This is a genomic window from Streptomyces sp. Y2F8-2 (assembly GCF_014905555.1).
Classification (GTDB): domain Bacteria; phylum Actinomycetota; class Actinomycetes; order Streptomycetales; family Streptomycetaceae; genus Streptomyces; species Streptomyces cynarae.
Map to the genome: position 1 here is coordinate 106,135 of NZ_BNGS01000004.1, position 22,786 is coordinate 128,920.

At 68.1% G+C, this 22,786-nt stretch carries 15 protein-coding genes and 2 pseudogenes; 6 read left to right on the forward strand and 11 right to left on the reverse strand.

The window, feature by feature from the left end; genetic code table 11:
* The first annotated feature begins 293 nt into the window (after positions 1-293).
* Positions 294-4,082: a hypothetical protein gene (locus SY2F82_RS14885; RefSeq protein ID WP_200419546.1), complete on the forward strand. Its 3,789-nt coding sequence runs from the start codon at positions 294-296 to the stop codon at positions 4,080-4,082.
* Positions 4,083-4,771: 689 nt separating this feature from the next.
* On the opposite strand, the gene SY2F82_RS38830 is transcribed toward SY2F82_RS14885, so the two are convergent.
* Both SY2F82_RS38830 and SY2F82_RS14895 read right to left on the reverse strand, forming a co-directional pair.
* Positions 4,772-5,269, reverse strand: coding sequence for a hypothetical protein (locus SY2F82_RS38830; protein ID WP_236041467.1), 498 nt, complete (start codon positions 5,267-5,269; stop codon positions 4,772-4,774).
* 325 nt (positions 5,270-5,594) lie between these two features.
* Positions 5,595-6,293 (reverse strand): type 1 glutamine amidotransferase domain-containing protein, encoded by a 699-nt coding sequence (locus SY2F82_RS14895; RefSeq protein ID WP_200419547.1) that lies wholly within the window; start codon positions 6,291-6,293, stop codon positions 5,595-5,597.
* A 210-nt stretch (positions 6,294-6,503) separates the two neighbouring features.
* Between SY2F82_RS14895 and SY2F82_RS14900 the strand changes: the two are divergent.
* A pseudogene (locus SY2F82_RS14900) lies at positions 6,504-7,044 on the forward strand (YbhB/YbcL family Raf kinase inhibitor-like protein).
* A 63-nt stretch (positions 7,045-7,107) separates the two neighbouring features.
* Here SY2F82_RS14900 and SY2F82_RS14905 read toward each other — a convergent pair.
* The 9 genes and pseudogenes from SY2F82_RS14905 to SY2F82_RS14945 form a co-directional block, all read right to left on the reverse strand.
* Positions 7,108-7,932: an alpha/beta fold hydrolase gene (locus SY2F82_RS14905; protein ID WP_200419548.1), complete on the reverse strand. Its 825-nt coding sequence runs from the start codon at positions 7,930-7,932 to the stop codon at positions 7,108-7,110.
* A gap of 281 nt (positions 7,933-8,213) precedes the next feature.
* Positions 8,214-8,677: pseudogene (locus SY2F82_RS14910) on the reverse strand (alpha/beta fold hydrolase); the annotation flags it as partial.
* Positions 8,678-8,804: 127 nt separating this feature from the next.
* Positions 8,805-9,788 carry a cyclase family protein gene (locus SY2F82_RS14915; protein ID WP_200419549.1) on the reverse strand — a complete coding sequence of 328 codons (984 nt, stop codon included), beginning with the start codon at positions 9,786-9,788 and terminating at the stop codon, positions 8,805-8,807.
* 235 nt (positions 9,789-10,023) lie between these two features.
* A complete protein-coding gene (locus SY2F82_RS14920) occupies positions 10,024-13,038 on the reverse strand; it encodes a hypothetical protein (RefSeq protein ID WP_200419550.1) in 3,015 nt (1,004 codons plus the stop codon).
* Positions 13,039-13,420: 382 nt separating this feature from the next.
* Entirely contained in the window at positions 13,421-13,690 is a 270-nt protein-coding gene (locus SY2F82_RS14925) for a hypothetical protein (RefSeq protein ID WP_200419551.1), read from the reverse strand.
* Positions 13,691-13,794: 104 nt separating this feature from the next.
* Positions 13,795-14,091: a hypothetical protein gene (locus SY2F82_RS14930; protein ID WP_200419552.1), complete on the reverse strand. Its 297-nt coding sequence runs from the start codon at positions 14,089-14,091 to the stop codon at positions 13,795-13,797.
* 9 nt (positions 14,092-14,100) lie between these two features.
* Positions 14,101-15,144 carry an ABC transporter permease gene (locus SY2F82_RS14935; protein WP_200419553.1) on the reverse strand — a complete coding sequence of 348 codons (1,044 nt, stop codon included), beginning with the start codon at positions 15,142-15,144 and terminating at the stop codon, positions 14,101-14,103.
* Positions 15,145-15,146: 2 nt separating this feature from the next.
* Positions 15,147-16,742 carry a sugar ABC transporter ATP-binding protein gene (locus tag SY2F82_RS14940; protein ID WP_200419554.1) on the reverse strand — a complete coding sequence of 532 codons (1,596 nt, stop codon included), beginning with the start codon at positions 16,740-16,742 and terminating at the stop codon, positions 15,147-15,149.
* Between the two features lie 131 nt (positions 16,743-16,873).
* Positions 16,874-17,926 (reverse strand): sugar ABC transporter substrate-binding protein, encoded by a 1,053-nt coding sequence (locus SY2F82_RS14945; RefSeq protein WP_200419555.1) that lies wholly within the window; start codon positions 17,924-17,926, stop codon positions 16,874-16,876.
* Positions 17,927-18,795: 869 nt separating this feature from the next.
* Here SY2F82_RS14945 and SY2F82_RS14950 point away from each other — a divergent pair.
* The 4 genes from SY2F82_RS14950 to SY2F82_RS14965 are packed head-to-tail and all read left to right on the forward strand — an operon-like array spanning position 18,796 to position 22,773.
* Entirely contained in the window at positions 18,796-19,647 is an 852-nt protein-coding gene (locus SY2F82_RS14950) for a fumarylacetoacetate hydrolase family protein (RefSeq protein WP_200419556.1), read from the forward strand.
* 11 nt (positions 19,648-19,658) lie between these two features.
* Positions 19,659-20,996, forward strand: a complete 1,338-nt coding sequence (locus SY2F82_RS14955) for an L-fuconate dehydratase (protein ID WP_200419557.1) — start codon at positions 19,659-19,661, stop codon at positions 20,994-20,996.
* Positions 20,993-21,766, forward strand: coding sequence for an SDR family NAD(P)-dependent oxidoreductase (locus tag SY2F82_RS14960; RefSeq protein ID WP_200419558.1), 774 nt, complete (start codon positions 20,993-20,995; stop codon positions 21,764-21,766). The genes SY2F82_RS14955 and SY2F82_RS14960 overlap by 4 nt, the downstream gene beginning before the upstream one ends.
* A complete protein-coding gene (locus SY2F82_RS14965; protein WP_200419559.1) occupies positions 21,763-22,773 on the forward strand; it encodes an aldo/keto reductase in 1,011 nt (336 codons plus the stop codon). The genes SY2F82_RS14960 and SY2F82_RS14965 overlap by 4 nt, the downstream gene beginning before the upstream one ends.
* The last annotated feature ends 13 nt before the right edge of the window (positions 22,774-22,786 follow it).

Consider the following 22,786-nt stretch of genomic DNA (forward strand, 5'->3'; position numbering starts at 1 on the left):
CCGGGGCGACATACGCGTGCGACTACCGAGAGTCAAAGCAGTATCTGACGCGGAAGGGACGTTAGACGCCCACTTGGCTCAAAGTGATCAGTGACGCGACAGATTGCATCCATTTCGGTCTTTATTGATCGATTTCGATCGTTGGTAACGTGCTGTGCCTTCACGCGTCGGTGAGGGCGAGAGTGCTCATCCAGCGCGGACCCCGCTCTGTGGAGGAGGGCGAGGCTGACGGTGATGGCGCCGGCGGAGTTGCATCTGAAAGGAGTGTCAGTGGGTGGCAGTACCGTCGGGGCATGACTGCATGGCCGCCAATCGATCGTGATGATCTTCGCAAGGCACGTGGTGACGCGGGCTTCGATACCGTGCTCCCGGTGCTGATCAGGCGTTTGATAGCCGAGACCGCAAGTGGGTTGGAATCCTTGGACATGCCGGGAGGTTCCGGCACCGCGGTGGGAGGTTTCGACGGCATCGCCACAGCGTCGGAACCGTCGGCGTTCGTGCCCGAGGGAACCTCAGTGTGGGAGTTGTCTGTTGGCGGCGGCAACAGCAAGGCTGAGGGGGACTACGAGAAGAGGGCCAAGGGACCGAACGGGCTCGCGACCCAAGACGTCACCTACGTGGAAGTCGTCCTCGACGCATGGAGAGATGCCCGAACCTGGGCCGCGCGCCACACCGAGGAAGGCCGGTGGCGGGAGGTACGTGGGTACAACCTCGACGGGATCGACCTCTGGCTGGAACAAGCGCCCGCCACCACGGCATGGCTTGCTGCCCGACTGGGGAAAGCACAGCCGGGCGTGCGGCCTCTGGAATCGTGGTGGACCGACAGTTGGCTCCGGTCGACGCGCATCCCACTGGACCGGACGGTAGTGCTGGCAGGAAGAGAGAAGGCAGCCGCCGACTTCAGTGCCCTACTCGCCATCGGCCGGTCGGTGATCACGCTAGGCGGCGATCTGCGCCCCGACGAGGTCTGCGCCTTCGTTGCCGCTGCCCTAGAACAGGAAGGCATCCTGGGGGCCACTCAGGTGGGGGCGCGCGCCCTGTTCGTTTCCGACAAGCACGGTGTCGAGCAACTGGTCACGCAGCGTCAGCCCTTGATCTTGGTCCTCGCGGACCCCGCGCTCGCACGGGACATTCCGCAGCAGCATCCTCACCAGCTGGTGTGGGCGGCGATGCCCGGCGTCCCGTGCGACGTGCACGTGCCCAGGCTCCACAGCCAGGTCATCGAGTCCCTGCTGCTATCCGACGGCATGCCGAGCGAGCGCGCGGCCCGACTCGGCGCGCTCGGTCGCCGCAGCCTGCCCGCGCTTCGGCGAACCCTGGCCCACCACCCGGAGCCACTCACACCGGAACGGGCCACGACGCTCGATGTGGTCCGCCGACGGCTGCTACTGCTGAATTCCTGGAACGGGGATAATCGGGAAGACCGCCGTGTGGTTGGACAGTGCTCGGGACTTGAATACGAAGAGTTGCAGGAGCGGGCCCGGGAGCTCGCCGCTGGATCCGACATCCCTTTCCTCGGCCACCAGGAAGGGATCTGGCACGTGCTCGCTGCCGAGGATGCCTGGACCTTGCTCGGTACATCCCTCACCAGCGACGATCTCCGATTCTTCCGAACGGCAGTCTTGGAGGTACTGACTGAAACGGACCCGACCCTCGACCTGGAGCCTGGCGAGCGGTGGAAGGCCGGGGTGATGGGCGTAAGGCGCTGCTTCTCACACACCCTGCGCGCAGGACTCGCCCAGTCGCTCGCCCTCCTGGGCACCCTGGGCGCGGACCTACGGGGCCCCGGAGGTGTCACGGGGGATCGATGGGCACGGCTGCTGGTTCGTGATCTGCTGAAGCAGGCCAACGCTGATGACACGTATAGCCTGTGGCGTTCCCTGGGCGATGTGCTCACCTTGCTGGCTGAGGCCGCTCCGGAGGAGTTCATTGAGGCGATGCATGAGGGCCTCAGTGGCACCAGGCCTCTTCACGTTGCCATGTTCACCGACAACCAGCCCGACGCCATGGGGCTTGGATCCAGCTCTCCTCATACAGAGTTTCTGTGGTCCTTGGCGATCCTGGCATGGTCTCCGGAGCATCTCGATGACGCAGTCGACGTACTGACCGCGCTGGCTGTCGTGGACCCGGGCGGCCGGCTCTCGAATCGTCCCCTCGAGAGTCTGGTGGGGATTCTCAGCGCGTGGGCTCCCAACACGACCGCCTACGCCGAAGACCGCATCAGAGTGATCCGACGCCTGGTGCGGAGGCAGCCGGCACTCGGCCGCAAGTTGCTCCTCCAACTCATTCCTGACACTCACGCTATGCAGATGAGCCATCCTGGTCCGCGTTTCCGTGACTGGAAAAGGGACACTGTCGTCACCCCGCATGATCGATGGAGTGTTATCACCGCCGTAGTCGACTTGCTCCTTGACGAACTCAACGCCGCCCCTGAGCTGTATGCCGACCTGATCGGTAAAATCAATGTTCTCCCTCCCAAGCACCGCGCTGAGGTCGCGCGACGGCTGACCGAGCTGGCTCGCGACCTGGAAGATGACGATCAGCGTGCGGTTCTCCACCGCGCACTGCGCGATCAGGTCGCCCGGCACCAGGAGTATGCGGACACCGCGTGGGCCCTTCCCGCGGACGAGCTTCGCCCCCTCCAAGCTGCGTGCGAAGCGCTGGAGCCTCGGAATCCGGTGAAGCGGTATACATGGTTGTTCCAATCCGGCTGGATCACGCTTGGCGACATCAGGCGCCGTGACAACTTCGCCGCCTACGACGCGGAACTCCTCGCCCGGCGGGCCGCAGCGGTCGGGGACACAGTCGCGAACGGAGGGCTGGCGGCTCTCGTCGAGCTGGCTTCCGCAACCGAGTTCGCCGACCTGGTGGGCATTGCTCTCGCAGAGCACTGCGAGGACCATGACGAAGAGCTGCTGTCCTGGCTTGAGGAGGACACCTCGCCAGCCAAGGATGTCGCGGCTGGTTACCTGCGGCGGCGCATGTGGGCCCAGGGGGATGATCTCCGCGACAAGCTTCTTTCCCTCACGGAGGTTCCGCAGGCTCAGGCAACTGTCCTGCGGCTCGCCCCGGATCCAGCCAGCGCGTGGTCGAAGCTTGCTGAACTCGGTCCGGAAGCAGCAGGACATTATTGGCGTGAGTTCTCCTACTTCGGGCTCGGCTCCGACTTCCCGCGAGCGCTTGATGCGGCCCGATCGCTGTTGGGTGCAGGCCGTCCCGCAGCGGCGCTGGACCTGATCCTCCTATATGACAGGGAAGGGGACAGCGCAGAGGCCGCTGAGGTCGTCGTTACCGGGCTTGAAGACCTCATCGCAGGTAGGTTGAGCGATCCTGAGATCGGGCGACTCGGTTCACGTTTCCAGGACCTATTTGCGCTGCTGGCCCGGCATCACGAGCAGGTCGGCCGTCAACGCATCCTCAGTCTGGAGTGGCAACTCTTGCCTGCGCTCGGGTTCGACGCGAAGGCTCCAATCCTCCACAAGACGCTGGTTGAGGACCCTGAGGCGTTCGCGGATTTGGTGACGTGGTCCTTCCGTCCCAGCGCCACTTCCGAGGAGGACACGGCAGATGCCGTCGAGCAGGAGAACGGACGCAACATCGCTAACCACGCGTACAGAGCCCTTCATGCTTTGCGCACATGTCCAGGACTCACGGCCGAAGGGACCCTCGACCCAGTTGCACTGCGCACGTGGGTCATGACGGCACGGGCAGAACTGGCTGCCAGAGACCGTGCCGCGGTAGGTGACGTGCAGATCGGTCAGGTACTTGCTTTCGCCCCGCGCGACCAGGACGACTTCCAGATTCCGGAAGCTGTCCGAGACCTACTTGAAGAGATCAACAGCAGCGATCTCGAACGAGGTCTCAGTATTGGTATCTACAACAAACGAGGTGTGACCACTCGGGGACTCCTGGATGGCGGAGTTCAAGAGTCGGAGCTGGCTCGGTCCTTCCGGGAGCAGGCCGAACGCGCACGCGCGTGGCCGCGAACCAGGAAGTTGCTCAAAGGGCTTGCGGAGTCATACGAAGCTGACGCCCGCCGGGAGGACCAGGAGGCAGAGCGACGGCATCAAGGCCTGGAGTAGGTCCCCGCCAGGGCCCATTGCGGAAGCGCAGGCCATAGCCACTCATTGGTGGCGAGTGATGCCTCACTCAACCGCGTGCCGCCGCTTGTAGTCGTCGGCGGCGGAGCGTACAGATTCTGATCCGCGACTCCGTCACGACGCTACGACCCGACTCCGGCAATGACCAGCCGCGCACCGCACTGGAGGACCTGGTCGACCGCCCGTTCAGTGCCCTGGGCATGATGAGCGTCGCCCCGACCGTGTCGTCCACCTGAGCACCTCGGCCAGCGGCAGTGGTGGCGTATGCCTGCCTGGAGCACGCCTCACGGTCCACCCCCAGCCCGGGCAGTATCTCCGTCAGCCGCCTTCTGTACGACGACGCCGGACCTGGGCGAGTGCTGCGGCTGCAGCCGCCAGCCTTCGGCACGCGCTGCAGACCGCCGCGACGCGGCACCCCCAGCTGGGCGTGACCGACGCCGGCGACGGCACCGAAGTGCTCACGTTCAGCCATCCCCTCTGGCCCTGGCCTGGGACGTCCTCGACGAAAGCTACGGGCGCGTCCGGCAGCGCCTCAGTCTCCACCCCGAGCAAGACACCCACGGACCCCTGCCAGGAGGCGCCCGCCCATTCGAACAGCCGGCATTCGACGAACCGACATCAAAACACAGCCGCTGACCTGACCCGCCACCGCACCAGCAGCGCGCCGGACATCACGGTCCCCACCACAGCGTCTCTATCTCGGACCGACTGTGCGCGGCCGCTTCTCGCTGCCACGCCTCACGGAGGACCACCATGACCAACCTCTCTGCGCCCGGGCTGACGCCCCCGAGACCCATGACGGCGGTACCGTGTTCTGCCCCGACCTGATCATCGGCAGACATCCCGTCCACGGCGTCCTGGCCGACGGCCTCGTCGACGACGTCACCGTCCTCCTGCCGGAACAAGCCGGATTCATCTACGACGAAGACCTCGGGGTGCACCGGATGGCTCTCTGTGACCGGCGGCGGAACCGCTTCCGTCGTGGATGCTGGAACATCCCCGGTGGAGACGTGTTCCTTTCGCCACGGCAGGCTCGCCATGCACAGCAGGCCGGCGATGAACAGCGCGCCGCGTACTCCCGCTGCGGCGGCGATGAGGCCAACGGCGATCATGAAGGCGGCCTGGCATGTCTTCGAGCCGACGGACCAGGAAGTGCCGACGCGGGACATGAACGCGTCCGGTGTGGTCAACCCCCGGACCTGGCAGGCCACTTGGCTCGAAAATCCGGCGGCCCGCCACCCGTTACGACGTGGGTAAAACCGTGAAACGACCAGAAAGCATCACCGAACGAAACCGACTCAAACCATAAAGGACAAGCTGAGGCGTCAGCGATCCGCTCGCCTGCCGTCGGCAGCAGTCACCCCGGGGGCGGCGAGCACGCTTCCGCATCCGGGAATCAAGCGCCCGCCGACGCCCCTCATCAGAACGGTCAGCCCCGCCGGGCCTCAACCCGGGGGGACCCCGGCTCCTGTGTCGGAGAGTCAGCAGATGCCTTCAGGAGGATAGAGTCTTGACGAGTTCCTCGGCGAGAGGCCCCGAGGACGCCGGGTTCTGGCCCGTGATGAGGTTGCGGTCCGCGACCGTGTAGGGCTCCCAGGCAGGGCCCCGCGAATAGTCGGTGGGCAGCTTTTTCAGCTCGTCCTCCAGCAGCCACTTTGCCTTGTCGGCAAAACCGACACCGGCCTCCTCCTCGTTGCAGAAACCCGTTACCCGGTAGTTCGCGAAGGGCGTGTCGCCGTTCGCGTCACGGGTCGCAAGGAAAGCAGCCGGGGCATGACACACGACGCCGAGGGGTTTGCCGGAGGCAAGTGCCTCCCGCAGGAGCGCCCCAGAATCCGGGTCGGCCGAAAGGTCTTCCATCGGGCCGTGGCCTCCGGGGTAGTAGACCGCGTCGTAGTCCTCGAGACGCACGTCCTTGAGGGAGATGGGGTGCCGCAGCTCCTCGGCCTTCTCGATGACGGCCTCTTCCCGGAGGGAGTTTTCCTCGCCACCCGCCATACCGGGCCTCAGGCTCATCGTGTCCACAACGGGAATGACGCCCCCTGGAGTTGCCACGGTGACCTCGTGTCCGGCATCGGTGAACACGGTGTAAGGCGCCACGAACTCCTCGGCCCAGTAGCCGGTGGGGTGTCGATGCCCGTCCTTCAAGGTCCAATAGCTTGCGCCGGTCATCACGCACAGGATCTTGGCCATGGGATGCTCCTCTAAAAGACGTTCACCCGGGGAGAGCGCAGCAGTTTGAGACCTGCATAACAAGGATGAGTGGACATCTCGAAACCGGCAACTTGCGACTGATCGGTGCACGCGTATCGTATGTGAACGTCAAGAAACGGTAATGGAATTCTTGCGCCGAAAAATAGGAGGTGCGCGGGCCCCGGCAGCAGAATATTTCGGAGGATTGCCATGATCAAACCCTATGGCCCCTACGATTTCATGCCGCCGATCAGGACCTTCCCGTTGACCTCCGATTCCGTGGCCAATGGCGAGCAACTGGCCCGCGAGCAGGTGAGCGGCATCCTGGGAGCAGGCGGATCGGACATCTCACGGCAGCTGAGCTGCTCCGGCTTTCCCGAGGAGACCCGGAGTTTCGCGGTGGCGATGTTCGACCCCGATGTGCCTACCGCTTCGGGCTTCTGGCACTGGGCTGTGGCCAATCTGCCCGCCTCCGTGACCGACCTTCCGGCCGGGGCGGGGGAACGGCAGGGATCTGCCCGGTGGCGCGGTGACACTGGCCAACGACGCCGGCTACAGAAGGTACCTCGGTCCGGCAACGCCTCCAGGCAACGGTCCGGACCGCTACTTCCTTGTGGTGCACGCCGTCGACGTGGAAGAAGTGGAAGAACTGGAGGTGTCCGGGACAACGACCCCTGCCTATCTGGAGTTCCTCCTGTTCGGCCACGGACTTGCGAGAGCGACGTTGTACGGCACCTTTGAGCGGGCCTAGCCTGAAGGCGCATGAGGGTCCGTCAGCAAGCCGACGGACCCTCCGTGCAACCACCTCATTTCACTACTTCTTCCGCATGTAATCCTCGGCGGCGTCGACAATCAGGTTCTTGACCGCCTGCGGGTGGGAAACGAGGGGCACGTGCGAGGAGTTGATCTCCACTGTCTTACGGGCGTTCGCGCGCTTCGCCTCGAACAGCTCCAGGGCCGGGTTGATCGCCTGGTCCTGCCTGCCGACGAGGACGTACACGGGCTTGTTCCGCCAGGCCGCGCCAGTGAGCTTGTCCGCGAACGCCGACAGCGCGATCGGACGCTGGGTGGTTCCCATGAGGTTGGTCTGGCTGGTGGGCAGGTCGGCGGCGAAGACCTGGTGCAGTTTGTCCGGCTGCACGTAGACGTCCGTGCCGGTGGTGCCGTCACCGTTGCTGAAGGGCACCTGCTTCAGGGCCTTGGTGAGCGGGGCGGCCGGGAACTTCGCGGACAGGCTGGAGAAGGACTCTCCCGCGTCCGGCATGATCGCGTTGATGTAGACGAGCGCCTTGACGTTGTCGTTTCCGGCGGCGGCCTGGGAAATCACCTCTCCGCCGTAGGAGTGGCCGACCAGGACGATCGGTCCCTTGACGGACTTCAGGAAACTTGCGAGATAGGCCGAGTCCTGGGGAATGCCGCGGAGCGGGTTGGCCGGCGCGTCCACCGTGTAGCCGTTCTGCTGGAGCCGCTGCACGACCCCGTTCCAGCTGGAGGCGTCGGCGAAGGCGCCGTGGACGAGCACGATGGTGGGCTTCGCCCGGCCTGGATCACCGCTCGGAGGACCGGCCTGCGCCGTTTCGACTGTCAGTGCGGAGGTGATACCCGATACGGCCAGAAGAGCCGCAGCCCATCGGGCCATGTGTATGGTACGGAGTGACTCGCGGGATATTCGCATGCCGGTCCTTCGGTGCGGGGACGCCGGACGACGCCCGGGATTCCATATTCGATGGCACCTGACGGTTTGTCCCGGTGCAGGGGCCATTCGAGTGAACTCAGAATCTCGTGGCATCACTGCCGCGGACTGTGGCGGACAAGGATTATTCGCCGAATTCCCGGGATGTCGTCGGCGTCAAGGCCGCTTCATCCCGGTGGTTTCAATTTCCCGGTCTGGCCAACGGAGATGAAGTCGAGTGGAATATTGTCCGCGGTCAGGGCCGCCGCGATCTGCTCGAAAACTTCCTGGGGCACGCCCTGGCGTGTTTCCGGGGTCTTGAGGAGGTACGGCGTCGCTCCGGAGATGATCGCGGCCCGTCGCACCGGCCGGACCCGAAGGTGCCCAGATAGCGGGCGACTTCGCCGGAGCCCATGGAGTGTCCGGCAAGATCGACGTCCCACAGGTCCAGGGCGGTCAGAAGCTTGTCCAGGTCGGCGCCGAAGGTGTCGTAGTCGCAGCCGGTGGCGGGCCGGCTCGAGCGGCCGAAACCACGCCGGTCGTAGGTGACGACCCGGCGCCCGGCCGCCAGCAGGGCGCGTTCCTGGCGCTCCCAGGCCCGGCCGCTGAGCGGGAAGCCGTGGATCAGTACGACGGGCCTGCCCGACCCGTGGTCTTCGTAATACAGCTCGATCGGTGCAGAGTCTCCTGGCCCGACGGTCACGAAAGGCATGAACGCACCTCGAAATCGCTGTGGTGAATTAATTCTTCGTCTGCCGGATAACCCGTGCCCGAAATTGTGACTGGGCGACCTGACCCTGATGACGCCGACCCGGAAGGCCGGAAGGTGCGGCCGCCCATCACAGCACCGCCACCGGGTTGACCGGCGAGCCGGTGCCGCCCGGGACGTTCAGGGGCGCCACGACGGTCATGAACGTGTAGCGGCCAGCTGCGGCGCAGGCCGCGGAGAGCGCCTCCAAATCGAGGTTGTCCAGCAGCGGCACGCCCATGGCCGTGATGGCGAGTGCGTGGACGGGGGAGGACACGCCCTCGACGGGAGAGGGACGCACGTCGCTGTCCCCGTCACCGCCCAACACTGCGATGCCGCGCTCGGCGAGCAACGGCATGGCGTCCACGTGGAACCCGGCGCTGGCGTCGTCGGGATTCCAGGCGCCGAGTTCCCGGCGGCGACGGAAGTGACCGGAGCGCAGGAGGACGGCGTCGCCCCCGCCGATGGTCACGCCCAGGGCCTGCTCGGCCGCCAGGACGTCGTCGGCGTGCACGGCCGTGCCGGGCTCCAGCCAGTCGCGGCCCAGCACGGCGGGCATGTCGATCAGGACACCCCTGGTCACCAGTGGGCCGAGGGCGTCGACCGCACCGAACCGGGCCCCCTTGGAATCGACGCACTCGCGCGCGTCGTGCCCGTCGTAGAGCTGCCGGCGGTAGGCGATGTGGGACAGCGCGTCCAGGTGACTGATGCCCTTGCCGTGGTAGTCGGCGGCGATGAAGTCCTTGTGGCAGGTGGGCTCCGGTGGCTCGACGTCGCCCAGGTCGGTCATGTGGTGGAGGGCGGGCTTGCCGTTGTCGGGGCCGGGGACCGTGTTCCACGGCAGGGCCATCGGGACGACGGTCCCGGTGCGGACCAGGGCGGACGCCTGCCGCACGTGGTCCGGGGTGACCCGGTTCCAGGCGCCGCGATCGGCCGGGGTCCAGCGGCCCCAGGTGCGCAGCCGGTCGAAGAGGGCGTCGAACTCCGTACGGCTCACGGCGGGGCCGTTGTCGGGGCGGGGAGACGTACTTCCTGCGCTGCCTGAGGACGGGGGGCCAGGCGGGATGGTGCTCATGGGCAGATCAGCGCTCCAGGGATCGGACCGGCGCGGGCGAACAGGGGCGCGCTACGTCGGGAGGCCGTAGCGCCGGCGACGGGGGCGGCCACGGCGTTGTGGCCGCAGAACAAGAGAGTGCCCTGTCACCGAGGCGATGTTCGCGCGGGAGCCGAAAGGGCACCGCAGCGGCGGCGGGCCGTCCGTGCCGGTGGCCGGCACGGACGGCCCGGTGCGGCCGGTGGCCGCCGCTTGGTCACCGCACGCCGAACCGGTCGATCACCAGATAGGTGCCTCCCGTCTTGGTCAGGGTGAGGGTGTGCCGTCCGAGCGGCAGGCCGCTGACGGAGTACACGGTCTGCTGGGCCTGGCGGCTCGTGGAGGACGCGTTGACGCTGCTCTGGGAGGCTCCGTCGAGGGAGACCGCGATGGTGCCCTCGTCGGAGTTGGTCTCGGTGACGAGGCTGATCCCGGTGCCGGTGAAGGTGACGGTGACCGAGTCGCCGTTGGCCGTGGTGGCGTGGACGTCGTCCTGGTAGTCGCCGAAGCCGCGGTTGGCGTAGTAGCGCCAGGAGGCACCGGTGTAGGTGATGGAGGAGTTGGTGTCGTTGTGGACGCCGGTGACCTCGAAGCCGTCCAGGGTGGCCCAGCTGCCGCTGCGCTTGACGAACTGGATCGTGTGGCTGCCCGCGCTCAGTCCGCTGGTGCTGTAGATGACCGCCTGGGCCTGGCGGGTGGTGGCGCTGGTGTCGAACAGGCCTTTGGAGGTGCCGTCGACGAAGATCTCGACCTGTCCCTGGTCGGTGTTCTTCTCGCCGATGACCGAGACACCAGTGCCGGTGAACGTCAGCGAGGCGGTGTCGCCGTTGGTCTGCGTGGCGTGTACGGCGTCCTCGTAGTCGCCCACTCCGCGGTTGCCGTTCGCCGTCCAGCTGCCGGTGTAGGAGATCGCGGTGTCGTCGTCGTCGCTCCAGCCGGTCAGCGGCTCATGGGCGGCGTCGGGGCCGGCGGCGGCGATGATGTCCTGGGCCGCGGAGGGCCAGGCGCCGCCGGAGACGATCGTGGCCTGGTTGAAGGTGATGTTGGTGCCGCTGTTCTTGTAGTTGGTGCTGTCGGAGTAGTTGTCATGGATGTTGATGTCGTGGATGGTCGGCGTCCACATGCCGATCCAGTAGAGGGGGTTGATGCGGATGACGTTGTCGTGGGTGTTCCAGTACGAGCTCCCCTCGTCCTGGTACAGCATGACGTTGGTGTGGTTGCCGACCTCGACGAGGTTTCCCGCGAGCACGGAGGTGGTGGAGCCGTCCCCGTTGCCCTGGCCGCCGTTGGTGTAGATGGGGCCGCCGTCGTGGAGGACGTTCATCACGTCGTGCACGTGGTTGTTCAGGATCTTGTTGCCGCCGGCGTAGATGGTGCCGTGCTGGCAGGTGCGCAGGCCCTGGGCGGCCTGCATGGAGCACGGTGAGGCGTAGCCCCAGCCCCAGCCGACCGACATGCCGGAGTAGGGGGTGTGGCCGATGTCGTTGTGCGAGATGGTCAGGTTGCGGGTGTAGCCCGCCCAGATGCCGACCGCGTCGGAGTAGTCCTGGCCGACGTCCGAGATCCAGTTCTGGGAGACGGTGTCGCCCGTGGTCATGCGGCTGGTGTCGGTGAGGTAGTAGTCGTCCACCTCGCCGACGGAGACGCCGCCGCCGGAGGTGTCGTGGATGAAGTTCCCGGTGATCGTGGAGTCCTGGGTGCCGTCGGCAAGGTCGATGCCGGTGCCGCCGGTGTGCGTGATCTCGTCGCCGGTGAAGGTGATGTCCGAGCCGCGGTGGACCTGGACGGCGGCGGGGATGCGGATGGGGGCGTTGGAGTGGCCGGGGTCCCACAGCACGCCGGCCTGGTTGTCGATGTAGCCGGCCGTGGAGGGCAGCGTCCAGGTGGTGTAGGCGAAGGTCAGGCCCTGGAAGGTGATGTCGTGCGCGGGCGTGATCGCGTCCGGCACCACGGTGAAGCCGTCGAGGACCAGGTACGTCCCGCCGGTCTTGACCAGCTTGATGGTGTGCCGGCCCTTGGCGAGGCCGCTGACGGAGGCGACGACCTGCTGGGCGAGCCGGGAGGAGCCGGAGGCGGACACGCTCTGGACCTTGGCGCCGTCGACGTAGACGTCGATGCCGCCCTCGTCGCTGTTGGTCTCCGACAGCACGTCGATCCCGGTACCGGTGAAGGTGTAGCTCACCGAGTCGCCGTTGGCGGTGGTGGCGTGCACGTCGTTGTAGAGGTCACCCATGGAACGCCCACTGGAGTGGCTCCAGGAGCCGGTGTACGTGATGGCCGGGTCCGTGTCGTTGACTGGGGCGAGGTGGCCGGGCGTGCCGCTGACGTTCAGCAGTGTCTCGGTGGTGGGCAGTTCCACGTCGGCGGTGCTGAGGTCCTCACCGCTGCGCGGCTTGTAGTACAGGAACCCCGCAGAGCTGTCGAGGTAGAACTCGCCCGGAGCGTCGAGCAGCTGGTAGGCGTTCTCCACGTAGCTGATGCCAGTCAGCTTCGGCAGCCCGGCGCCGTTGAAGGGGAAGCCCCGGTTGGGCACCGAGGTGTTGTTGTTCGCAAAGCAGGTCGGGTCGACGTTGAGGCTGGAACCGCCGCCACTGGGCGCGGTGATGCTCGCCAGCGGGCAGCGCATCTGCTTCCAGGCGGTGTTGTCCACGATCTCCACGGACGAGGCGTTGGTGAACGACGTGTAGGAGGAGTCGCTGGTGGTGAAGCTGGACCCGGAGAGGGTCAAACCCGAGGGGTTCAGCGGACCGCGTGCGCGCTGGGCCCGCACTCCGTCGACGAACAGCTGCCGGCTCTGCGTACCGGCGGGCACGGCGGCGCGGTAGATGTCCTTCGTACTGTCGAAGAGGGAGAACCCGCTGACCTTGGTCGCCCCGTTGAGGACGGGCTTCTCGCCCGGGTAGGCGACGTAGACCACCTTGAAGCCGTTCTGCCCGGAGTCGGACGCACCTAGGCTGAGCGCCTGGGACAGGCGGTAGGTACCGCCGCGCAGATAGACGTCGATGTCGGCGGCCATGCCGGGGGCCAGGCCCGCCACTTTGCTCTTGACGCCGTCCAGACTGCACGGCGAGCTCAACGAGCAGGTGCTGCCGGACCCGGAGGGCGACGCGTACAGCACGGTCGGGGTGGCGGCGTACGCCGGGCTGGGCATGGCGATCGCGGCGCATACGAGCGCCGCCAGTGTGCCGAGCACACCGGGCAGGCCGGCCGCTCTGGGACGGAACAGCGACATTGATGCTCCTTCGAGGACGCAGGAGGACACCCGGATATGCGGGCGCCGCCGTCCACCAAGGCGGCGACCGCCTGCCACCCGAGCCCGCAATTTCCTGCGGGAGGGATCAAAGGAGATCCGATGTCACTTGGGTTTCACATTGATGAGTGGGGCAAAACAGTGCAATAAGGGGGTTTGGCCGTATGAGACATCGGATCTATGGCCTGGGGGGAGGCTACGGCGATGACGCACCATGGGCAAGAGAGAGGAAGCGGCAAGTCGAGTCCTTGCCCGATGTGTTGACGGGAGGCGTGACGGTCTCCTCCGCCATGTGCGGCAGGGGAAGCGCCTCGACCCGAAGGCGGAGACCAGGCCGGCGGCCTGCTCGCGGGCCGACTCGTCGTCACCGCCCCACAGTGTGTGGCGACTGGGTGGTGAACGCCCTGACGACGCTCGTGCGCGGTGTCCCGGCCTCGGCGGTGTCCTCGGCGCGGCAGAGGTGCCGCGACGGCGAGGGCGTCGAACAAGGAGTCGGCGAGGTCCGGACGTCGACGACGAACCTGCTGCACGACCGTGGCCTCTGGCGGTCGGCTGTGAGCTGCCGGGCCGCGTCGAACGGCACGACCGGGAAGACGCGTTCGACCGTGGCCACCGCCGCGTCGGTGGTTGACATGCTGCGACTTCCGGTGGCCCGGGCATTCAGCTCGTCGGCAGTGATGACCTGTCACCGCCCGGTCGGCGTGGAGGGGGGCGGCGGGAGTGAGGCGGACGCGGCGGTCAGCCGGTGAGGGGTTCCGCAGGTGCCTCGATCAGGCCGGCCGCCAGCCACTGCTCGACGGCGGTGATGTGAACCGCCGCGGTGGAAGCGGGAAGCAGAGCGTCGCGTGCCCGGAGTGCGCCGAGGATCTGGTCGTGGTCACGGTGCGCGTTGTCCACCGCACGTCGCGCCCGGCTGCCCCGGACGATGCGTACCCGCTGGGTGCGGGTGGACAGCACGCGCAGCAGCATGGACAGCACCGAGATGTGCGCGCGCCGCTCCGCCACTGGCGCCGAGACCCGGGCGGAGCGGCGCACGGGCCGCCGCTACTCCTGCTTCTCGCCGGAGGCGAAGCGCGAAATGATCAGCGCGACGATGATGATGGCGCCGTTGAGGAACTGGTTCCACAGAGGCGGTACGCCCGCCAGCGTCATGACGTTGACGACGAGCTGGAGGGTCAGGACACCCGTGAGGGCGCCGAACACGGACCCCTTGCCGCCGTTGAGGCTCACTCCGCCGATGACGGTCGCGGCGAAGACCTGGAAGATCCAGCCGCTGCCCTGCGTCGCCGAGATGGAGCCGTAGTGCCCGCTGTAGAGGATGCCGGCGAAGGCGGCCAGCAGGCTGCCGAGGATGAGGACGACCCACACGATCCGGTCGACGCGGATGCCGGCGGTGCGTGCCGCCTCCGGGTTGCCGCCGATCGCGTACAGCGCCCGTCCGTGCCGCAGCCAGGCCAGTGCGCTGCCTCCCGCCGCGAACAGCACCGCGCAGATCCAGATGGCGGCGGGCACGCCGAGCCAGGACGCGCTGCCCAGGTAGGTGAACGAGGACGGCAGGTCCACGATCGACTGGCCCTGGGAGAGGGCGACCTGGAGGCCGCGCAGCATGGTCAGCCCGCCCAGGGTGACGATGAACCCGTTGAGCCGCAGCTTGAGAATGAGGAATCCGTTCAGGGCGCCGATCGCCACTCCGACCAGCAGGCAGAGCGGGACCGCCATCCACTCGGGGAAGAGCCCGAGCCCGTTGAACCGCCCACCGTGGGTGGGCAGGACCAGCCATACGGCGATCACCGGGGCCACGCCGATGGTGGACTCCAGGGACAGGTCCATCCGCCCGCAGATGAGGATGAGGGCGGCGGCGAGGACGAGCAGACTGAGTTCGGTGGACTGCTGCGCCACACCGATGAGGTTGTCGGCGGTGAGGAAGGCCGGCGAGACGATGAAACCGATCAGACCCAGCACGAGGATGGCCGGGACCAGGGACAGTTCACGGAAGCGGCCGAGGTCCAGCCGGCGTCGTCCGGTGTCCGCTGCGGCCGGCTCCGTCGTGCTGGGTGCGGGCTCCGTGACATCTGTGGTGGCGGACATGTCTACCTTCCGTGCTCGTCGGTGCCGGACGCCGTGGCCGCGGCGGTCGGGGTGGTGGTGTCGGCGACGCCCTCGACGGCGGCGACCACTTGGTCGTCCGTCCAGCCGCGCTCGAACTCGGCGACCACCCGTCCGTGGAACATGACCACGACCCGGTCGCAGGCCCTGAGGTCGTCGAGTTCGTCGGAGACGATCAGGGCTGCCTTGCCCTCGTCGGCCGCCCGCCGGATCCTGCCGAGCAGGAACTCCTTGGACTTGACGTCCACACCGTTGGTGGGGCGGATGGCCACCAGCACGTGCGGGTCGGTGGCCAGGGCGCGGGCGACCACGACCTTCTGCTGGTTGCCGCCGGACAGCGCGGAGACCGGGGTGGCGGCCGCCGGGGTCTTGATGTCGAGGTCCCGGATCATGCGCCGTGCGAAGGCCCTGGTACGGGCGGGCAGGACGACGCCGAACGGGCCGAGTTGGTCGGTGACGGTGAGCGTCGCGTTCTCCGCCACGCTGCGGCCGTTGACCAGGCCCTGCAGATGCCGGTCCTCGGGGACGAAACCCACTCCCGCGGTCAGGGCGGACGGCACGCTGCCGGTGCGTACGCTCCTGCTGCCGATCGAGATCCTCCCGGCCTTGGCACGGTGCAGACCTGCGACGGCCTCACCCACCTGCACATTGCCGCTGGCCGTCGCCCCCGCGAGCCCGACCACCTCACCGGAGCGCACCGAGAGGGACACGTCCTCGCAGGCGCCGGGCAGGGTCAGACCGTCGATGCACAGCAGCTCCGCCCCGTCGGTCGGTGCAGCCGGGGACGCGCTCGCGGGGGCGGTGGCTGCGGACGCGGGCTCGCCTGTCATGGCCTCCACGAGGGAGCGGTGACCGAGTTCGGCCACGGGTGCGGTGAGGATGTGGCGGGCGTCGCGGTAGACCGTGACGGTCGTGCAGAGGTCGTACACCTCCTGCAGGTGGTGCGAGATGAAGAGGAAGGCGACGCCCTGTCCCTGTAGGTCCCTCAGCTTGTCGAAGAGGCGGCCGATGCCGCGGGCGTCGAGCTTGGCGGTGGGCTCGTCCAGGATGATGAAACGGGCGCCGAAGGACAGGGCGCGGGCGATCTCCACGAACTGCCGCTGTTCGACGGTCAGGTCCCTCGCTCGCGCGGCGGGGTCGACGGCCACGCCGTACTCGGCGAGGAGTTCCTCGGCACGCTGTCTGAGCTGCTTCCAGCGGATGGGGCGCACCGCGCCGGGACTCTGCCGGTTCAGGAAGAGGTTCTCGGCGACGGTCAGCTCACCGATGACGGTGGACCGCTGGTAGACGCAGGCGACCCGGGACCGCCAGGCGTCGATGTCGCCGAAGGCGGGCGCCGGCTCGCCGGAGAAACGCAGTGAACCGGTGTCGGGCTGCTGGAGGCCGGTGAGGATCGACACGAGCGTCGACTTGCCCGCGCCGTTGCGTCCCACCAGGGCGTGTGACTCGCCCTCGGCGATGCTGATGCGGGCGTCGCGCAGCGCGACGGTGGCACCGAACCGTTTGCCGATGCCTGTCGCCTCGGCGACCGGGGCCCGGGATACGGGACCGGCCGCCGGGGTGGTGGCGGTGTCCGCCATGGTGGATACCGTCCTTCGCAGTACGGATTCTGGGGGCCGAGGAGGCGGGGGTGAACCCGGGGCCGTGGTGCTGGGGCGCTGCCGGGGGAGTGGGGCGCCAGTCCCCCCGCAGCTGTGGGTGGTGACGCAGGTCACTGGGAGACGTTGTTACCCCACAGGGACTTGTCGTCCACGTTCTTCTTGGTCACCAGCGGGGCGGGGAGCTGGTCCTCCAGACCGTTCGGGAGCTTGATGATGGTGGAGTCGTGGTCGGTCGGACCCGGCTTGAAGGTCTTGCCCTCCGCTGCGGCCTCGGCGTAGTACAGCGCGTACTTGGCGTAGAGATCGGCGGGCTGGGAGATCGTCGCGTCGATCTGGCCCTTGCGGATCGCGTCGAACTCCTGCGGGATGCCGTCGTTGGAGACGATGGTGATGTGGCCCTTCTGGCCCGCCGGCTTGAGCAGGCCCTTCTGCTGCAGCAGGGCCAGGGTCGGCTGCAGGAAGACACCGCCCGCCTGCATGTAGATGCCGTTCAGGTCGGGGTTCTGGGCGAGCAGGCTTTGCAGCTTTGCCGAGGCCACGTCGCCCTTCCAGTCAGTGGGCAGTTCGAAGACCTTGATCTTCGGGAACTTCTCCTTCATGCACGCGGCGAACGCCTCCGAGCGGTCGCGGCCGTTGATGGAGTCCAGGGCTCCCTCGAACTCGGCCACCTTGCCTTCGCCGCCGAGCTGCTTGCCGAGGAACTCGCAGGCCTTGGTGCCGTACGCCCGGTTGTCCGCACGGACGACCATGTACACGTCACCCTTGTCCGGTCTGGTGTCGACGCTGATCACCGGGATCTTCGCGGTCGACAGTTCCTTGAGGGTGGAGGCGATGGCGCCGGTGTCCTGCGGAGCCATGACGATGGCCTTGGCTCCGGTGTTGCGGAACACCTGCACGTTGGCGACAAGGTGCGTGACGTCGTTCTGCGAGTCGCTCATCGGCAGGGCGTTGATGCCCTCGGTGCGGACGTCCTTCTTGAGGTACTGCGCGTAGGAGTTCCAGAAGTCGGAGTCCGCGCGGGGCACGTCGATGCCGATGGCCGGCTTGTCGCTGCCCGAGCCGACTGAGTCGGCGCTCCCGCGGTTGCATGCGGTGGCGAGGGCCAGTACCGCGAGCACAGCGGTGGCGGCGGTGGCGGTCGAGCGAGTGCGGGTGAGCTTCATGGCCGTGTTGTCTCCTTTGGCGGGGCGGAGGACCGCGGGGCGACGATGAGAGGGAGGCGAACTCGCCCGCAGACCGGGGACGGGCGAGGCCGCGGGCCGGGCAGACGTGGGCCCGGCACAAGGCGGTGCGGACCGCGCCCGTGGGGACGGACGTGAGGGACAGCCGGTGCCGAGAAACGGAGGGCCAGCGGTCGTACTTGTCCGACCGCACGGACCCCTGGAACGCTGGGCCATACCTCCGATGTCTCTCGGACGCCGAGGACGTTACGACCGCGTTGCCGACGTTGACAAGAGTCCGCCACAACTGAATTGCGCCGCATTGACGGCGCGAGCCTCCGCAGCCCCGTTCGAACGAGTCGGCAGCCGGCCGCGTCCCTTCCCGACCTGCAGCTTTGCCCGGTCGGTCGACCGGGCCGCGGCGAGCGATTCAGTCTCACGATTCGGCAACGACCGCTGCGGCCGGTCAGCCGCGGCGTCGGCGGAACGGCGTGCCGAGGCTCCCGGGGCCCCTCCGGCTCATGTCGGGTATGCCCGACCGTGGTTACCGCCATCGGGGCTTGCCGTGCGCGGCCCTGCCCCACTCATCGGAGGAAGCATCCACGGGCCGTCCCGACTTCGGTTTCGGTGTCGGCCTGAGGCCGTACAAATGGCGGCGCACTACAGACGGCACGGGAAGACATCCTAGGTATCCGTTGTCAGGCGGCTCCCGGTGCGTCTACAGTCGCGATGCCGCCATACATCGGATGACTCGGTCGAGTATTCGCTGAGGCTCTCCGCAGGGCTCCGTTTCAGGGCACAGCTGGCGGCACGGCCTGTACGAGCGGCCGTCACCTCCATCCGAAAAACCGCGCACGGCAAGGGAACCGCCAGTGAAACTGCTACGAGTCGGCGCCCCCGGCGAAGAACGGCCCGCTGTCCGCACCGACGACGGCCGGCTGCTGGACCTGTCCTCCGTGACCCCCGACATCGACGGTGCGTTCCTCGCCTCGGACGGCGTCGACCGTGTCCGCACGGCGATCGCGGCAGGACGTCTTCCCGCGCTGGAGGCGGACGGCCCGCGGATCGGACCGCCCGTCGCGCGCCCCGGCAAGATCGTCTGCGTCGGTCTCAACTACCGGGACCACGCCGCCGAGACGGGCGCGGCGATTCCCGTACGGCCGGTGGTGTTCATGAAGGACCCGGGCACCGTCGTCGGCCCCTACGACGAGGTGCTCGTCCCCCGTGGCTCGGTGAAGACCGACTGGGAGGTCGAGCTGGCGGTCGTCATCGGCCGACGGGCACGCTACCTGGACGGCCCTCAGGCCGCGCGGGACGTGATCGCCGGGTACGCGATCAGTCATGACGTCTCCGAGCGGGAGTTCCAGCTGGAGTACTCCCCGCAGTGGGACCTCGGCAAGTCCTGCGAGACCTTCAACCCGCTCGGCCCGTGGCTGGTCACCGCGGACGAGGTCGGAGACCCGCAGAGCCTCGGACTGCACCTGAGCGTCAACGGCGTGAAGCGGCAGAGCGGGCACACCAGCGACATGATCTTCCCGGTCGACCACATCGTGGCGTACCTGAGCCAGTACATGGTGCTGGAGCCGGGCGACGTGATCAACACGGGTACGCCCGCAGGTGTGGCCCTCGGTCTGCCCGGCACGCCCTACCTCCGCCCCGGCGACACCGTCGAACTCTCCGTCGACAGGCTCGGCAGCCAGCGCCAGACCTTCGGCCAAGCATGAAAGGCACCCCCTTGACTGCCAACTCAGCCCGGATCACCGCGGTCGACACGTACGACGTCCGCTTCCCCACCTCGCGGGAACTGGACGGTTCCGACGCGATGAACCCGGACCCCGACTACTCCGCTGCCTACATCGTGCTGCGCACCGACGCGCCCGACGGACTCGAGGGCCACGGCTTCACCTTCACCATCGGACGTGGCAACGACGTGCAGGTCGCCGCGATCGGAGCCCTGCGGCCCCACATCGTGGGCCGCTCCGTGGCGGAGCTCTGTGCCGACCCCGGCTCGCTCAGCCGCGACCTGATCGGCGACAGCCAGCTGCGCTGGCTCGGCCCCGAGAAGGGGGTGATGCACATGGCGATCGGTGCCGTGGTCAACGCCGTGTGGGACCTGGCCGCCAAGCGGGCCGGGCAGCCGCTGTGGCGGCTGCTCGCCCACGCCGAACCTGAGTGGCTGGTCTCCCAGGTCGACTTCCGGTACATCGCCGACGCCCTCACTCCCGAGGACGCTCTCGCTCTTCTGCGCGGAGGCCGGGCGGGGCTCGCCGAGCGTGAGGCGACGCTCCTCGAGCGCGGCTACCCGGGTTACACCACCTCACCGGGCTGGCTCGGTTACTCCGACGACAAGCTCACCCGACTGGCCAAGCAGGCCGTCGCCGACGGGTTCACCCAGATCAAACTGAAGGTCGGCGCCGACCTCCAGGACGACATCCGGAGGCTGCGCATCGCTCGTGCCGCCGTCGGCGACGACATCCGCATCGCCGTCGACGCCAACCAGCGGTGGAACGTGGACGAGGCGATCGAGTGGACCAACGCGCTCGCCGAGTTCGGGCCCTACTGGATCGAGGAGCCCACCAGCCCCGACGACGTCCTCGGACACGCGACCGTACGCCAGGCGGTGGCCCCCGTGAAGGTCGCCACCGGCGAGCACGTGCAGAACCGCATCGTGTTCAAGCAGCTCCTCCAGGCCGGCGCCATCGACGTGCTGCAGATCGACGCCGCCCGCGTCGGCGGAGTCAACGAGAACCTGGCGATCCTGCTGCTCGCCGCGAAATTCGGGGTGCCGGTGTGCCCGCACGCCGGCGGGGTGGGATTGTGCGAGCTGGTCCAACACCTGTCGATGTTCGACTACCTGGTCCTGTCCGGCACCACCGAGAACCGGGTCGTCGAGTACGTCGACCACCTCCACCAGCACTTCACCGCGCCCGTGGTGATGCGCGACGGCCACTACACCGCCCCACTCGCCCCAGGCTTCTCCGCCACCATGCGGGAGGAGTCCATCGCCGCTTACCACTTCCCGGACGGGACTTTCTGGGTCGCCGACCGTGCCCGGATGGAAGGTGTCTCATGACCGATCTGTCAGGGCTCAGGGCCCTCGTCACCGGCGGCGCGTCCGGCATCGGGCTGGCCACGGCCCGCGCGTTCGCGGCGCACGGCGCCGCGGTGGCCGTACTCGACCTCGAACCGTCCCAGGTGCCCGAACCCCTGCACGCCCTCAAGGCCGACGTCCGGGACGACACCTCGGTACACCACGCCGTGCAGGAAGCGGCCGAGCGGCTCGGCGGTCTGGACATCCTCGTCAACAACGCGGGCATCGGCGCCGTCGGCACGGTCGAGGACAACCCCGACGAACAGTGGCAGCTCGTCCTGGACGTCAACGTCCTCGGCATGGTCCGCACGACCCGCGCCGCCCTGCCGCATCTGCGGCGCGCTGCCACTGCCCGTCCGGGCACTGCGGCCGTCGTCAACACCGGCTCGATCGCCGCCACCGCCGGTCTTCCCCAGCGCGCCCTGTACTCCGCCAGCAAGGGCGCCGTCCTGTCGCTGACCCTCGCCATGGCCGCCGACCACGTCCGCGAGGGCATCCGCGTCAACTGCGTCAACCCGGGCACCGCCGACACCCCCTGGGTGACCCGGCTCCTGGAGGCCGCCGACGACCCCGACGCCGAACGCGCCGCCCTCAACGCACGCCAGCCGATGGGCCGCCTGGTCACCGCGGAGGAGATCGCAGCGGCCGTGGTCTACCTGGCTTCTCCCGCCGCCGCCTCCGTGACCGGTACCGTCCTCGCCGTCGACGGTGGCATGCAGGGGCTCAGGCTCCGCCCGGCGGCCGGCTCATGAGGACGGCGACACTGGGCGGCACCGGTGTCCGGGTCACCGAGCTGGCGTTCGGGGCCGCGGGCATCGGCAACCTCTACCGCCCGGTCGCCGACGAGGCGGCCTTCGCCGCGGTGAACGCCGCCTGGGACGCGGGCATCCGCACCTTCGACACAGCGCCCCACTACGGGCTCGGGCTGTCCGAGCGCCGTCTGGGCGCCGCGCTGCGCGGCCGCCCCCGGGACGCGTACACCGTGTCCACGAAGGTCGGGCGGCTGCTGCGACCGAACCCGCAGGGTGGTCGCGGCGACGACCTCGCGCACGGTTTCGCCGTACCCGACACCCACCAGCGGGTCTGGGACTTCAGCGCGGACGGGGTACTGCGCTCCCTGGAAGCGAGCCTGGACCGCCTCGGCCTGGACCGCGTCGACATCGCGCTGCTGCACGATCCCGACGACCACGCCGAGCAGGCCCTCACCGAGGCCTATCCGGCGCTGGAGCGGCTGCGTGACGAAGGCGTCGTCAAGGCCATCGGCATCGGAACGAACCAGTGCGCGCTGCCCGCCCGCTTCCTGCGTGAGACCGACATCGACGTGGTCCTGCTCGCCGGCCGCTACACCCTGCTCGAGCAGCAGGCGCTCGCCGAGGTACTGCCCGAGGCCGCCGCCAGTGGCCGGAGCCTGATCATCGGCGGCGTGTTCAACTCCGGGCTGCTGACCGACCCGAAGCCCGGGGCGACGTACGACTACACACCCGCCCCGCGCCCGGTCCTGGACCGAGCCCTGCACCTGAAGAGCGTCACCGAACGCCACGGTGTCCCGCTGCGCACCGCCGCCCTGCACTTCCCTTTCGGCCACTTGGCGGTCGCGAGCGTCCTGACCGGGGCACGCTCCGCCGAGGAGGTGCGCGACACCGTGGAGCAGCTGCGGCACCCGGTCCCGGCCGCGGTGTGGGACGAGCTGCGCGCCGAGGGCCTGCTGGCCCACGGCACGCCGACTCCCATCGCCCTGCCGCCGGAGGAGTCGCCATGAGGGTCGCCAGGAG

Bases quoted from the DNA above. Each gene is read 5' to 3' on its own strand.
- SY2F82_RS14885 (WP_200419546.1), top strand. From the start codon at position 294: ATGACTGCATGGCCGCCAATCGATCGTGATGATCTTCGCAAGGCACGT.
- SY2F82_RS38830 (WP_236041467.1), bottom strand. From the start codon at position 5,269: ATGTCCCGCGTCGGCACTTCCTGGTCCGTCGGCTCGAAGACATGCCAG.
- SY2F82_RS14895 (WP_200419547.1), bottom strand. From the start codon at position 6,293: ATGGCCAAGATCCTGTGCGTGATGACCGGCGCAAGCTATTGGACCTTG.
- SY2F82_RS14905 (WP_200419548.1), bottom strand. From the start codon at position 7,932: ATGGCCCGATGGGCTGCGGCTCTTCTGGCCGTATCGGGTATCACCTCC.
- SY2F82_RS14915 (WP_200419549.1), bottom strand. From the start codon at position 9,788: ATGAGCACCATCCCGCCTGGCCCCCCGTCCTCAGGCAGCGCAGGAAGT.
- SY2F82_RS14920 (WP_200419550.1), bottom strand. From the start codon at position 13,038: ATGTCGCTGTTCCGTCCCAGAGCGGCCGGCCTGCCCGGTGTGCTCGGC.
- SY2F82_RS14925 (WP_200419551.1), bottom strand. From the start codon at position 13,690: ATGTCAACCACCGACGCGGCGGTGGCCACGGTCGAACGCGTCTTCCCG.
- SY2F82_RS14935 (WP_200419553.1), bottom strand. From the start codon at position 15,144: ATGTCCGCCACCACAGATGTCACGGAGCCCGCACCCAGCACGACGGAG.
- SY2F82_RS14940 (WP_200419554.1), bottom strand. From the start codon at position 16,742: ATGGCGGACACCGCCACCACCCCGGCGGCCGGTCCCGTATCCCGGGCC.
- SY2F82_RS14945 (WP_200419555.1), bottom strand. From the start codon at position 17,926: ATGAAGCTCACCCGCACTCGCTCGACCGCCACCGCCGCCACCGCTGTG.
- SY2F82_RS14960 (WP_200419558.1), top strand. From the start codon at position 20,993: ATGACCGATCTGTCAGGGCTCAGGGCCCTCGTCACCGGCGGCGCGTCC.
- SY2F82_RS14965 (WP_200419559.1), top strand. From the start codon at position 21,763: ATGAGGACGGCGACACTGGGCGGCACCGGTGTCCGGGTCACCGAGCTG.